We start from the raw sequence: 12,880 nt of genomic DNA, 5'->3' as shown, positions 1-12,880 counted from the left end.
TCAAAGAGATGGGCGATGGAGAATGCATGCCACCAAGACAGTCTTTAATTCATCAGCAAAATCTATGGAAAACATTTTTTGTTTTCTTGCTCCCCCTGATTGCAACCAATATTTTGCAGAACTTGTCCGGAACTATTAACACCATCTTTGTTGGTCAAATGATGGGAGTAGATGCAATTGCTGCCGTCTCTGTTTTTTTCCCTATTTTATTTTTGCTGCTCGCTTTTATTATCGGGATTTCAACAGGTACGACTGTTTTAGTAGGGCAAGCATGGGGCGCGCAAAATATTGAAAAAGTCCAAAGTGTGGTGGGTTCTACCCTCTTTATGACACTGATTGGTGGAGTAATTACCGCAATTATTGGTGTGTTTTTTGCCCACGATATTTTAGAGTTATTAGGCACTGACCCCAAGGTGATGCATCTTGCTTTGCCTTATGTGCAGTGGATGCTGGCAGGCAGCCCGCTTCTGTTTGTTTATATTATCTATACTTCAATTTTACGTGGTGTAGGCGACAGTACTACACCTTTGCTTGCATTGGCTTTAACCAGTGTAATTGGCTTAGTGATTACCCCGATATTGCTTAAAGGTTATTTTGGCTTACCAGCTCTGGGAATTATTGCTCCAGCAATTGCAACGATCACGGGTTATGTGGCTATTTTGATTTTTCTTGCGATTTATCTAAATAAGAAAAATCATCCACTTCGGCCGAATCGTCAGCTTCTGCAACATATCCGTCATAATCCAGAACTGAGCAAAATCATTTTGCGCTTAGGCGTCCCAACCGGCATTCAAATGATTACCACCTCAATGGCTGGCTTGGTTATTGTCGGGTTGGTGAACCATTATGGTTCACATGCTACAGCAGCATATGGTGCGGTAAATCAGGTGCTCAATTACATTCAGTTCCCTGCAATCTCTATTTCAATTGCGGCTTCAATTTTTGCTGCACAAGCGATTGGTGCAGGTAAATCTGACTTGTTATCTCGTGTCACTCGTACTGCCTTAGGCATGAACTTTTTATTTACGGGTACCTTAATTGCACTTGGCTATCTATTTTCAAAATATTTAATGGCTTTATTCATTACCGACCCAACCGTGGTGGTACTGGGCCAACAACTTTTATTTATTGTGCTTTGGGCAATTTTATTCTTTGGTGCGGGTGCCATTTTTGCATCGATCATGCGTGCCAGTGGAACTGTGACTGTCCCGATGCTCATTAATATTTCTGCTATTTTATTTATTGAAATTCCATGTGCTTACTGGTTTAGCTCAATGTGGGGGCTTAAAGGAATCTGGGTTGCCTATGCCTTGGCATTTGTGAGTTTATGTATTATTCAAGGGCTTTATTATCAATTTATCTGGAAGAAAAAGAAGATCAAAGTTCTTATTTAGAACCAATTAATTCTTATAAAAAAAGCCATCATTTGATGGCTTTTTTTGACTTTAAAATTATTTCATTAACTTGGTCACAATGGTAGAAGCACGTTGATATCCAGTTGGGAATACACGCTGGAATGCATCAAGAATTTTTGCATCACTACCAATCAATAAACGACGTTTATTTTTTAATACTGCTTGTAAAATTTGACGAGCCGCCTCTTCAGGTGGAGTACGTAATAACTTGTCAAAATTTTGAATCGATTTAGTCGGATCCATACCCAAATTATTCAAGCTATCACTCATTTTTGCAGATTTAGCAATATTGGTGCGGATTCCACCCGGATGTACACACAAAGAGCTTACGCCACTTTTTTCAATATCTAACTCTTGACGCAATGACTCGGTAAAACCACGAACAGCAAATTTAGTCGCGTTATAAGCAGATTGAGTCGGTTGAGCGGTTAAACCAAATAGGCTTGAAATATTAATAATATGGCCATCTTGTGTTTGCTTAATGAACGGTAAGAACTCTTTCGTTCCGTACACCACACCCCAGAAGTTAATCCCAACGATCCACTCTAAATCTTCGTAAGTCGCACCTTCAACAGTTGAACCTAGAGCGACTCCAGCGTTGTTGAAAATCAGGTTAACTGAACCATGATCTTGCATGGTTTCCTGTGCCCACAGTTTTACCGCTTCACGGTCAGAAACATCAAGCTTTTTGGTCGTCACAGTAATCGTGCTATACGGTTTTAAAAGCTCAACGGTTTGCTGTAATCCTTTTTCATTAATATCACTCAACGAAAGATGGCAGCCCTGTTTTGCCAAAAGAATTGCGAGTTGTTGCCCAATGCCAGAACCTGCGCCCGTAATTGCAGCGACTTTGTTTTTAAAATTTTTCATTGTCCATCCTTTGTTTTTCGATATTTGCACAATCGGTTCATTGCATGTGCAGCTTAGACATCTTTAATATAATTTTGACAATATCCATTGTCAATATAGTACACTGTAATTTCAGATAGAATGGCACAATTCTGCTGAGAGCTTTATCATAGTGAGCATATTTGGCTAAAACCTATAAATTAGGAAACCATTCTTTAGGAAACGACTTATTTATGGCGACAAACGACTCAACCAGTAAAAAGAAAACAAAAACTGTGAGTAAAGAACGTCAGTTCAAAGGGTTATCTCTATCTGAACGTAAAGAGGCACGCCGAGAAAAACTGATTGAAGCTGGCATTGCGACTTATGGAACACTCGGCTTTTTTTCCGTGACGGTCAAAGATGTCTGCCAAGAGGCAAAACTCACAGAACGTTATTTTTATGAATCATTTAAAAAGAGTGAAGATTTATTTCAAACCATCTTTTTAAAAATGATTGAAGAATTGCAGCAAAACCTGATGCAAGCCGTCATTAAAGCGACACCAGATCCAGAAAAAATGGTCGATGCTGGTTTAAGGGCACTGCTGACGACATTAAAAGACGACCCGAGATTAGCTCGCATTGTCTATGTTGACGCAGTTTTGGTACAAGAATTACATAATCAAGCCACCATTCAAGAAACTCTTGCACAGTTTGATCGAATGATTCAGGCATTTGTTATGTTGACCATGCCGCAAATCCAACACAACGAAAATGAGCTCTCTTTAATCGCAACTGGATTAAATGGATATGTCACTCAAATTGCAATTCGATGGGTCATGGGAGGCTTTGAGCAGTCTCTTGAACAGGTTTTAACCGCATGCCGCATTGTTTTCTTATCTTTATTGGCCAAGGTTTCAAAATAATATTAAAGTTTTTTGACACTCTAAAATGTACAAAACCCGTTAAGCTTTGAATGTGATAACTTATTGAATGATTTTAAGAATATTTAAGCTTTCATGTCATCATTCGGTCACACCTTTGCCTTACTTTTGTCACAAATTATTGCTAAATTCAATTTTATAGACTTTTCTGCAATGAAATTGTCATAATTAATCTTTGTAATAAGCCTGTCATAACTACAAAACGGTTCACCGTTAAATCTATAGGATATTGCGCTGTGAAAGATGACTATATTTTAATTGTCGATGATGAGCTTCCTATTCGTGAAATGATCCATACTTCTTTGGACATGGCAGGCTTTCAATGTTTGCAGGCAGAAGATGCCAAACAGGCTCATCAAATTATCGTCGACCAACGTCCGGCGCTTATCTTGCTCGATTGGATGTTACCTGGAGGCGTAAGTGGTGTCGATTTATGTCGCCGCTTAAAACGTGATGAGAACTTAGCAGAAATTCCAGTAATTATGCTTACCGCTCGCGGAGAAGAAGACCACAAAGTACAAGGTCTTGATGCTGGCGCAGATGATTACATGACGAAGCCTTTCTCAACACGTGAACTGGTTTCACGTATTAAAGCGGTTCTGCGTCGTGCAAATGCATTAAGTGGCGAAAAAATGATTGACGCCAATGGTTTAATTCTTGATCCTGTGAGCCAACGTGTAAGCTTTGGCGACAGTATTTTAGATATGGGCCCAACTGAATATCGCTTACTTGCGTTTTTTATGACCCATCCAGAGCGTGCATATACACGTGCCCAGTTGCTCGATCAGGTCTGGGGCGGTAATGTATATATCGAAGATCGAACTATCGATGTGCACATCCGTCGTTTGCGTAAAGTTTTAGAACCTTTTGGTGTTGACCGATTTGTTCAGACCGTGCGTGGAACTGGCTACCGCTTCTCAACACGTGCAGATTTAGCCGCAGGTTAACCAAGATTTATGTATGAACCCTACCCCGTCCCCGAACAGGTACGTGAACAAAAGCTTTCCCGCTACAGTAGTTTATGGACGTTTGCCAAACAAGATTTACGGCTTTTATTATTTTTTATAATTATTGCTGGTTTAGTCGGTTTAGGCCTTGGGTATTTCTGGAGCTGTATTTTTATCGCCTTTGTGGTGTTTTTTACACTCCAGTTGCGTTCGCTTTATCTGGTCAATGACTGGATTGCAAATAAACCTTATGACGTTCCACCAAACCTAAATGGGATTTGGGGAGCGTTATTGTTTAATGTTTATCGTGCCCAGCGTCAGGAACGAATCGTTCAAGCAGAAATGGTCGGTTTAATTGATCGCGCTCAGTCTTCTTTAGTGGCACTTGCCGAAGCTGTCGTTCTCATTGATGATCAACATAAAATTGAATGGTGGAACCCTGCTGCTGAACGTTTGTTGGGTATCAGCCCTCTCGACCGTGGTCGAAATTTATTAACGATTTTACGCCAGCCGACCTTTATTGAATATTTTAACAATATTGATCAAGCACCCGACGGTATTAAACTACAGTCGAGTTTTGACGATGACCGATATGTGCAGGTCAAGCTCACACGATTTGGTGGAGAAAGTCGTTTATTGGTGGCTTACGACGTTACTCGTATGCACAACCTTGAGCAAATGCGTAAAGACTTTGTAGATAATATTTCTCATGAACTTCGTACACCATTAACTGTACTCAGTGGTTATATCGAGACATTTACCGATCAAGAAGATATTAGTCCACGCTGGAAACGTGCGTTTGATCAAATGCAGTCACAAACCAAACGTATGAATGCTTTGGTGAATGATTTACTACTGTTATCGAATTTAGAAAATAATAAGAAAATTGCAAAAAATCAGATTATTGAAATGCCGAGTTTAATGAATCAACTCTTTGATGATGCTCAGGCCTACAATGCCGATTATGGACATACACTCAATTTACATATTGATAGTCACTGTGACCTGATTGGTTCTGACATGGAAATCGCCAGTGCGTTTAGTAACTTAATTACCAATGCCATCAAATACACGCCAAAAGGTGGAACGATTACGATTGGCTGGCATGACGACGGTGAACATGCCTACTTTAGTGTACAAGACACAGGCATTGGAATTAATCCGAAACATTTACCACGTCTGACTGAACGCTTCTATCGTGTTGACAGCGACCGTAGTCGTCAAACAGGTGGTACAGGTTTAGGTTTGGCCATTGTGAAGCATGTATTAATGCAACATGGCGCTTATTTAGATGTGCAGTCTAAAGAAAATGAAGGTTCAACTTTTACAGTGGTTTTTCCTAAAGAAAGACTATATAACATGGCTTAAAAAGTATTCATTTCACACAAAGGGTGGATATTAAATAGACGCAGTGAAAGATACTTAGCCATTTTGTATATATAAGTTATTATGGACATGATTTTAATTTTTTGTCATTGATAATATCAAATATAACCTATAGTCAGCCTATATAAGTTATTTAATAAATCTCCTTTTTCTCTCATATCTATTTCATAGATTAGAATTTATGAAATAGATATAGTAACTGTACTTTAAAAAAATAAAACCACTCAATTTATACAATATATATAATCAATGTCATTGATAATTTAAAAAATGATTAAAATAAAAAACACCATTTAAACGAATTATTTAATAGTTTTAAAAATCACTTTCATTTTTAAATAAAATTAGTATTATTAACTCGCTACAAAAAAACTTAATCCATAAGAACAGCTAACATAATAATTAAGCGAGGCTTAAATGACTATTAACCCAGTAGAAATAATATTGGAAAATCCTGAAATAAGTGATTTCTTTATTCTTGTCTTGAAAGATGGAGAAGCATTAAAAGTGGAAATTCTTCAGGTTGATCAAACTCAAAAAATCATTCACGTATCCATAGAAGACGAATCAACTCGGTTAATCTCTTTTGATCAAATTGAGATGCTTGAACCGCTTGAAGAAGAACCTTATATAGAAACTATTGATGATCAATTAAAACGTATCCCTATGGGCAAGTATTTGATGGTTTGGGGACATTTTGGTGGTTCAATAAATCAAACTTGTGAACAGGGAGAACTTAAAAGTATTGATTGGAAGCACCGTACAATACTGTTGCGCAGCAGAGTTTATGAAGGCCGAGAAGATACCGTGTACATTGATAAAATTGATTATATAGATGAGTCACGAGAAGGCTCAGGAGCACGAGGCCCAGCTGTAGCCCCAGACTGGTATAAAGGTGCTGATGGAAAATGGCGCAAAAATGGACGTGAATATGAAGGCTGATTTTAATGCAGTTTTCCCTAAAGAAAGACTGTATAACCTGACCTAAAGTCACCCCTTCAAATATAAAAAGCCGGCTCATGAAAAGTCGGCTTTTTTAGCATTTAAACCAATTTACTTAGAAGTCGAGCAATAGGACTTACTTTGGTTTTTCTCTATTACATTTAAAAAGTTAGTCGCAAAAGTATTGCTCTGGCGTAGTGCATCACGATGATCTCCGCCATCAATCGTTTGATATACCGTTGGTTTTTTTAATTTACATAGCTGTTGATAATAGGCATATGTCCCTCTCGGGTCGACTAAATGATCTTTAGAACCCTGAACAATCATTAACGGTACGGTAGGTACCATATTTTCAATCGACTGTTGTTTTAGATAAGCCAAAAGAGGTTTTAAATCGGCATCAGATCGAAATATGCTAGAAGGAGATTTCTTTAAATCAGATTGAAGTTCAGATAAACAGCGGCTGCGCGCTTGAGTCAGTACCGTGTTCATTTCAGTGCTTACTAAGTTTTCAGGAACAATACTTGGCTCTGCTGCTTGCGCACCCAATAACACAATCGGGAAGAAAGCAGCTACACTAGGTTCTGGGTTTGGATGATTCTGCACATATTCTGCAATACCTTCATATTGATAGCCACCTGGAGCAAGCGCTATCGCCCCTTTTAAATCTAGTTCAGGTGCATCTTTTTGACCATAGGCAGACACTGCAATTGCCGCAGCCCCGCCTTGACTGTGCCCCATCACCAACCACTGTTTATTAAAGCTATTGGGCTTAAGCACGTGTAAGGCACGTACTGCATCGACCACCGTATGCAGTTGGCTCTTTGCATTCATATAGGGATGCGCGCCTAATGTACCTAAACCCTGATAATCAGGTCCGACAACTGCATAGCCACGCGCAAGCCAACTATCTAAAGCTTTGGAAGCAACTTCTTGATATGAATGAACTGGCCCACCCACATAATCACCCGAAGGCGCGCAGGTATCGGCGACTCCAGTCGTACCATGTGCCCAAGCGAGTATAGGCCAGCCATTTTTTGGAGGCGTTCCTTTGGGTAATAAAATAAAAGCTGATGCAACAATAGGTTCGCCCTGAATACCTCGACTACGGTAATTTACCAACAAGCGCTGATCTGCATGAGGAAATAAATCCGTCACAGCTTGCTGTTCTAGCGACAATATTGAACCCGGTTTGTCGCTCACAATTTGCTTACTCAAATTTGCAATTGGAGCAGCCATAGCAGAACCAGACACAAAACAAGCGCTGCTAAATAAAATTTTTAAAAAAGAATTACTTTTTCTAATCAAGGGATTACTCCTCTATTATTTACAATATATCTATTCAAATAATCAATTTATAAAATATAAATTACCATAAAAACTTCTATAATTATATTTACTTCAAAATAATTTACATTTATACAGTCACTTAAAATCTAATTAAAATATATTTTAAAAAAATGTATTATAAATATGGTTGCAAAAATTAATCCCGTTTAAATAATAAAAAATATATGCTGATATTTTCTTAATTACTATAGCGATTAAAATGTCAAAACAATATAAATTTATACCGTACCTGATTTGTCTTATTCTCAGTTCTCTACCCATCCATAGCTTTGCAGACGTACAAGTGTATGGTCCTGGTGGGCCAGCACCTGCCATGAAAGAAGCAGCCAAACAATTCACCAATAAAACGGGCATAGCAGTCCATGTAACAGCTGGGCCTACTTCTCAATGGTCTGACAAAGCGAAACTAGATGCCGATATTATATATAGTGGTTCCGAAGCCATGATGTCTGATTTCGAAAATGCTTTTTCTGAACAAATTATAAAAGACTCGGTAGAACCTTTATATTTACGCCCCGCAGCCATTTTAGTACGCAAAGGAAATCCTAAAAATATTAAAGGATTTAAAGACCTAGCTAAATCCAACATTAAGGTTTTAGTTACACATGGCGCAGGTCAAGTCGGTATGTGGGAGGATATTGCGGGTAGAACTGGAAATATTCAATTAACCAAATCTTTCCGAAAAAATATTGCCATGTATGCAGCCAACACAGGTATTGCCAAGAAAAACTGGGAAGAAAATAGTAGCTACGATGCTTGGTTAGTCTTTAATATTTGGGGAATTAGTAACCCTGATATCGGACAAATTATACCTATAGAGAAAGAACTAGTTGTCTATCGCGATACAGGTGTTGCCTTAACCAAACATAGTTTAAAAGATGCTGAAGCTAAACGTTTTGTAGAGTTCTTATCGTCTCAGCAAGGTAATGCTATTTTCAAAAAATATGGTTGGACTAAATAATTTAAAAGGGAGCTAAGCTCCCTTTTTATTTTTTAAAATTATTTACTCTAGTTCACCTAGAATATATTCATTTCAAATTAAATATACTCCTGCGGCATATAAAGCCCCCAGTATTAGACAAAAGGCAGAGCTGACATACCAAAATAAATCACTGTTTCCGACAAATTTTGACTTTAACCACGGAAAAGCCAGACCACGGATAAGAAAAACCACTGCAACAAGCGACAAAATAAGCTTAGTAAATGGTAATACCTGTATTCCCTTTGCTGCAAAGAAGGCATATGTAGCACATACAGTTAGAATTAACCCCACAGCTATAGCTGTAAAATTAGGATACCAATGCCCTCTTTCGACCATTTGGACAATACTTTTTCCAGCTCCTAAAAACCGAAAACCATTTGCCCCCCAGAACACACAAACAAAATGAAGTAATGCAGCACAGAATGTTAATAATGCAGCAAGATATAGTGAAACATTCGGAAGTGAGTTCATTAGATTTTATACTAATAAATATATATGATATTTATTATACTCAATTATAAAATATATAAAACTTATTGTTTTTTAAATAGGATTTAACTTGGTATTTAATATTTTAAATACCAAGCTTAGTTCATTTAATTATTTACTCTCAAACTCTTTAAAGTCAGCTTTTCTGATTTTTGCATGAATACCTTTGGTTTTATCTACAACTTGTGAAACTTCAAAATCAGTTGCGGCACTTAAATACGCATAAGCCGTTGCTTCATCAATACCGTATTCTTGATTTAAGAAACGAATGGCTTCACGTGTAGACTTTTTCATGGCTTCATCTAGATCTTCATCAAGTCCAGGCGTAATCCAAAACTCAGCATTTTCAGCTAAAGGTTGTTTTAGCTCTTTGCCCGGTATTTTATCTTTACCTGCTTTGAGCAAGGTAAATTTTAGTGTCGCACGTGCTGAAGCTTCGAGTGCAGTTAATGCGACTTCACCATCCCCTTGCGCGAAATGGCTATCACCCGTATAGAATAATGCGCCTTTGACCTGAACAGGATAATAGGCTGTTGAACCTGTACCTAGTTCATTAATATCAATATTTCCGCCATACATTGCAGGGGGTACAGAATGTACAGGCTCAGAAGTATTTGCCGCTACACCCATAATTCCCATAAAAGGATACAGTGGAAAACGTATTGATTTACCCGATTCTGTTTTTAATACGCCTTCGTATTCACCTTTAGCATTTTTTTCAATTGGTGTGAAAATTGAGACATTTCCATAGCGTTCAGGATGTTCAGCCGATGCATTTTCTTGCTTTGCTTTTTTAGGAAATTCTCCCACTAAAGCACCTTTACCATGTCGATTTGAAATAACACCGTAAGGTACACGCGGCTCAACTTTAAGTACTTCAACTTTCAAAATATCACCGGGCTGTGCGCCTTCAATTGCAACAGGACCTGTCACAATATGTGGCCCATCTTTATGAAAATCATGCTTTAAATTTGACTGCGTAATTGTTTTTGCTTCTTCCAAGATTTCATTAGATTTGACACCTTTCGATTGAAAGAACTTTTCAGCATTACGCCCTTGGTCTTCAAGTAAACCTTCATGAGAAACCGTATCGAATGTCACAACACTACCCGACGGAACAGTAAGAACTGGTTTAGCATCCCGATTCGGTAAATAACCCCATGTAATGGTTTTTAAAGTAGATGGAACGTAATAATTACCTTTATATTCGCCACTTTGAAGTTGAGTAGGCTGTTTTGAAATTTGATTTAAAACTTTAAAATCATTGGCATGGCTGAGTGAAATACAAAGTACAGATAAAACCGAAGCTGTCAGGCGTTTAACTTTTAACATGATTTCAGAACCTAAAAAATATGAAAATTACAGTAAGGTCCTGAATAGTTAGCAAGCATTGTGCCAAGGCTAAAGGCTCTGTAATATCTAAAAAGCGCTTCATATTTATAAAATTAAATAATTTTTTTAGATTTAATAACTTATCTTCAAATAAGATTAAAATTACGACTTAAGTCTAACTTAAGTATTTCTTTCTATTTTTATTTATTAATTTTCAATCATATTAATATTTTTGCTCTCTTTAGACACATATTTATAGGCTAGTTAATATAACGTCCTATTTCAGATCACTTAATAATAATTATATTTCCATATAATATAAATCCAGACATAGTTATATATTTTGCTTTTATATAATTTAAATCAAAAAATAAACCCTGAATAATTAAACTCAGGGTTTACTTGTTTTATAGGGATTATATCGCTTACTAAACTGTATGTCCCATGCGCTCGCCCATTACAACCACAGACTCAGCTTTAAAACGTTGTTCCCATTCGATCTTATCTTTTTCAAATAAAATAACTGCGGTAGAACCTAAATAAAAACGTCCAAGCTCGGCACCTTTTTCTAGCTTTAACTGATGATGCTGTAATTCGATACGACCTGAAGGTTTCACTTTACCTGTCGCCACAGTTTCAATACCAGCAACAATCATTGCCCCCACTAAAACAACAGCCATACGACCAAGTTCAGTATCAAACAAACACACCATGCGTTCATTACGGGCAAATAGTCCCGGTACATTTTCAGCAGTCACCTGATTTACCGAAAATAGCTCACCCGGTACATACAACGTTTCAGTTAATGTACCTGCAAACGGCATATGTACACGGTGGTAATCGCGTGGAGATAGATAGACTGTCGCGAACTCGCCTTCTTGAAACGGCTGAGCAAGTTGTGGGTCGCCAATAAGTTTCTCTACAGAGAAGCTTTGGCCTTTTGCTTGAAATACTTCACCCGCAGTAATTTTACCAATTTGAGAAATTGCGCCATCAGCAGGTGACACGATGCTATCTGCATTTTCGTCAACAAGACGCACGCCATCTTTCAAAGCACGAGTAAAAAAGTCATTAAAAGATTTATATTTTAGTGCGTTGCCTTGTTCAGCAATCGATAAATCAATCCCATATTTGGTTTTAAATGCATGAATAACAGCAGTTTTCACAACTGGATTTTCACTCGCAGCAACTTTACCTACCACACGGCTCAATTGGTGCTGTGGTACAAGGTTTTGTGCCTTAATAAATAATTCTTTTTTTAATCGAGATGTGAAACTCACGACGGTGATTCTCCAGTAATAATAGGACTATCGAGGCGATTGCCCCATTCACTCCACGCACCATCATAGGCTTTTGCTTCCCAGCCCAAGAGCCTAGCCAAAATATAGGCCAAACCGGAACGGTGATGTGACTGGCAGTACACAACTACAGGTTGCTGTAAATCGAACCCAAGTTGTTCAAGGCGCTGCCGCGTGCGTTCAAGCGGGTGCAATTTTAGATGATTTTGACGATTAAGTGCAGTACTCCATTCAAAATGGAGTGCATTTGGAATGTGACCGCCGCGTCGCGCTGCTAAACGGATCCCACTATATTCATCACTCGTCCGGCAATCCCACAATTGAACATTTTCTTGTTCTACTTGTTTGCGTAGCTCTTCATAGTTCACACGGAACTGAGCGGCATGCGATAAATCAATCTGAATTAAGTCTGCAACAGGAGAAACTTCTTCGACTTCTGCTGTAGTTGGTAACCCTGCTCCTAACCATGCATGGATACCGCCATTAATTAAACTGGTACGGGTGAATCCTAAGCAATGCAAATTCCAGATTAAACGTCCAGCCCATGCTCCGCCTTCATCGTCATAGACCACAACATGATGATTAGGTGAAATATTCAATTTCTCAATCAGTGCTTGCAAACCTGCTTCATCTGGCAAAATGCCAGTGGCTTCTTCGTGTTGAGACACTAACCATTTAGGTTGTAAGTGAATAGCATGCGGAATATGAAGTTGCTCGTACACAGAAGCACGGCTCAAATCTACAATGCGAATATATTGATTGCCTAGATAAGGCACTAATTCTTCTGCTTCTATTAATAAATCGAGTTTAAAATCCGGGAGTGTCATCGTCATGGTTTCTTTTTATACCAGCTTAATTTCATATTAGCATAAGCTTATATCTAACAAACTCTGATTTTCTGCAACTCTTTAGCAGAAAATCAGATATCAGCATTCTTACTTTTAAAAATACAAAATAGCGAGACTAT

The 12,880-nt window shown here is 38.1% G+C and carries 11 protein-coding genes and 1 pseudogene; 6 read left to right on the top strand and 6 right to left on the bottom strand.

Annotated elements, in window-relative coordinates; all coding sequences use genetic code 11:
* The first annotated feature begins 26 nt into the window (after nucleotides 1-26).
* Nucleotides 27-1,394 (top strand): MATE family efflux transporter, encoded by a 1,368-nt coding sequence (locus RMB03_RS04945; protein ID WP_199989227.1) that lies wholly within the window; start codon nucleotides 27-29, stop codon nucleotides 1,392-1,394.
* 57 nt (nucleotides 1,395-1,451) lie between these two features.
* Here the strand turns inward: RMB03_RS04945 and RMB03_RS04940 are convergent, their stop codons facing one another.
* Nucleotides 1,452-2,285, bottom strand: a complete 834-nt coding sequence (locus RMB03_RS04940; RefSeq protein WP_311074362.1) for an SDR family NAD(P)-dependent oxidoreductase — start codon at nucleotides 2,283-2,285, stop codon at nucleotides 1,452-1,454.
* Between the two features lie 212 nt (nucleotides 2,286-2,497).
* On the opposite strand from RMB03_RS04940, the gene RMB03_RS04935 reads away from it, so the two are divergent.
* From RMB03_RS04935 to RMB03_RS21055, 4 genes and pseudogenes are all read left to right on the top strand, one after another.
* The gene (locus RMB03_RS04935) at nucleotides 2,498-3,169 is read left to right on the top strand and encodes a TetR/AcrR family transcriptional regulator (protein ID WP_003654165.1); all 672 of its coding nucleotides are present in this window, start codon (nucleotides 2,498-2,500) and stop codon (nucleotides 3,167-3,169) included.
* A 254-nt stretch (nucleotides 3,170-3,423) separates the two neighbouring features.
* A complete protein-coding gene (phoB, locus tag RMB03_RS04930) occupies nucleotides 3,424-4,134 on the top strand; it encodes a phosphate regulon transcriptional regulator PhoB (protein ID WP_003654166.1) in 711 nt (236 codons plus the stop codon).
* Between the two features lie 9 nt (nucleotides 4,135-4,143).
* Nucleotides 4,144-5,502 carry a phosphate regulon sensor histidine kinase PhoR gene (gene phoR / locus RMB03_RS04925; protein WP_003654168.1) on the top strand — a complete coding sequence of 453 codons (1,359 nt, stop codon included), beginning with the start codon at nucleotides 4,144-4,146 and terminating at the stop codon, nucleotides 5,500-5,502.
* Between the two features lie 913 nt (nucleotides 5,503-6,415).
* Nucleotides 6,416-6,508: pseudogene (locus RMB03_RS21055) on the top strand (hypothetical protein); the annotation flags it as partial.
* Nucleotides 6,509-6,573: 65 nt separating this feature from the next.
* Here RMB03_RS21055 and RMB03_RS04915 read toward each other — a convergent pair.
* Nucleotides 6,574-7,770, bottom strand: a complete 1,197-nt coding sequence (locus RMB03_RS04915; RefSeq protein ID WP_311074353.1) for an alpha/beta fold hydrolase — start codon at nucleotides 7,768-7,770, stop codon at nucleotides 6,574-6,576.
* A 241-nt stretch (nucleotides 7,771-8,011) separates the two neighbouring features.
* Here RMB03_RS04915 and RMB03_RS04910 point away from each other — a divergent pair, with 241 nt between their 5' ends.
* A complete protein-coding gene (locus RMB03_RS04910; RefSeq protein ID WP_311074351.1) occupies nucleotides 8,012-8,773 on the top strand; it encodes an AcfC family putative adhesin in 762 nt (253 codons plus the stop codon).
* Between the two features lie 72 nt (nucleotides 8,774-8,845).
* On the opposite strand, the gene RMB03_RS04905 is transcribed toward RMB03_RS04910, so the two are convergent.
* The 4 genes from RMB03_RS04905 to RMB03_RS04890 form a co-directional block, all read right to left on the bottom strand.
* Nucleotides 8,846-9,265 (bottom strand): hypothetical protein, encoded by a 420-nt coding sequence (locus RMB03_RS04905; RefSeq protein ID WP_311074349.1) that lies wholly within the window; start codon nucleotides 9,263-9,265, stop codon nucleotides 8,846-8,848.
* 129 nt (nucleotides 9,266-9,394) lie between these two features.
* A complete protein-coding gene (locus RMB03_RS04900; RefSeq protein WP_281835747.1) occupies nucleotides 9,395-10,615 on the bottom strand; it encodes an acetamidase/formamidase family protein in 1,221 nt (406 codons plus the stop codon).
* 428 nt (nucleotides 10,616-11,043) lie between these two features.
* The gene (asd, locus tag RMB03_RS04895) at nucleotides 11,044-11,895 is read right to left on the bottom strand and encodes an archaetidylserine decarboxylase (RefSeq protein WP_004790127.1); all 852 of its coding nucleotides are present in this window, start codon (nucleotides 11,893-11,895) and stop codon (nucleotides 11,044-11,046) included.
* Nucleotides 11,892-12,740 carry a rhodanese-like domain-containing protein gene (locus tag RMB03_RS04890; protein ID WP_311074342.1) on the bottom strand — a complete coding sequence of 283 codons (849 nt, stop codon included), beginning with the start codon at nucleotides 12,738-12,740 and terminating at the stop codon, nucleotides 11,892-11,894. Before RMB03_RS04890 ends, asd begins: the two co-directional genes overlap by 4 nt.
* Between the last annotated feature and the right edge of the window lie 140 nt (nucleotides 12,741-12,880).

This window comes from Acinetobacter sp. V91_7 (genome assembly GCF_031799075.1).
Lineage (GTDB): Bacteria > Pseudomonadota > Gammaproteobacteria > Pseudomonadales > Moraxellaceae > Acinetobacter > Acinetobacter calcoaceticus.
Note: the sequence above shows the minus strand (reverse complement) of the source record. Positions and strands in the feature narration are given on the sequence as shown.

Excerpts from the sequence above, each read along its gene's own strand:
- RMB03_RS04905 (WP_311074349.1), bottom strand. The coding sequence starts at position 9,265 with ATGAACTCACTTCCGAATGTTTCACTATATCTTGCTGCATTATTAACA.
- RMB03_RS04940 (WP_311074362.1), bottom strand. The coding sequence starts at position 2,285 with ATGAAAAATTTTAAAAACAAAGTCGCTGCAATTACGGGCGCAGGTTCT.
- RMB03_RS04935 (WP_003654165.1), top strand. The coding sequence starts at position 2,498 with ATGGCGACAAACGACTCAACCAGTAAAAAGAAAACAAAAACTGTGAGT.
- phoR (WP_003654168.1), top strand. The coding sequence starts at position 4,144 with ATGTATGAACCCTACCCCGTCCCCGAACAGGTACGTGAACAAAAGCTT.
- RMB03_RS04890 (WP_311074342.1), bottom strand. The coding sequence starts at position 12,740 with ATGACACTCCCGGATTTTAAACTCGATTTATTAATAGAAGCAGAAGAA.
- RMB03_RS04900 (WP_281835747.1), bottom strand. The coding sequence starts at position 10,615 with ATGTTAAAAGTTAAACGCCTGACAGCTTCGGTTTTATCTGTACTTTGT.
- RMB03_RS04945 (WP_199989227.1), top strand. The coding sequence starts at position 27 with ATGCCACCAAGACAGTCTTTAATTCATCAGCAAAATCTATGGAAAACA.
- RMB03_RS04910 (WP_311074351.1), top strand. The coding sequence starts at position 8,012 with ATGTCAAAACAATATAAATTTATACCGTACCTGATTTGTCTTATTCTC.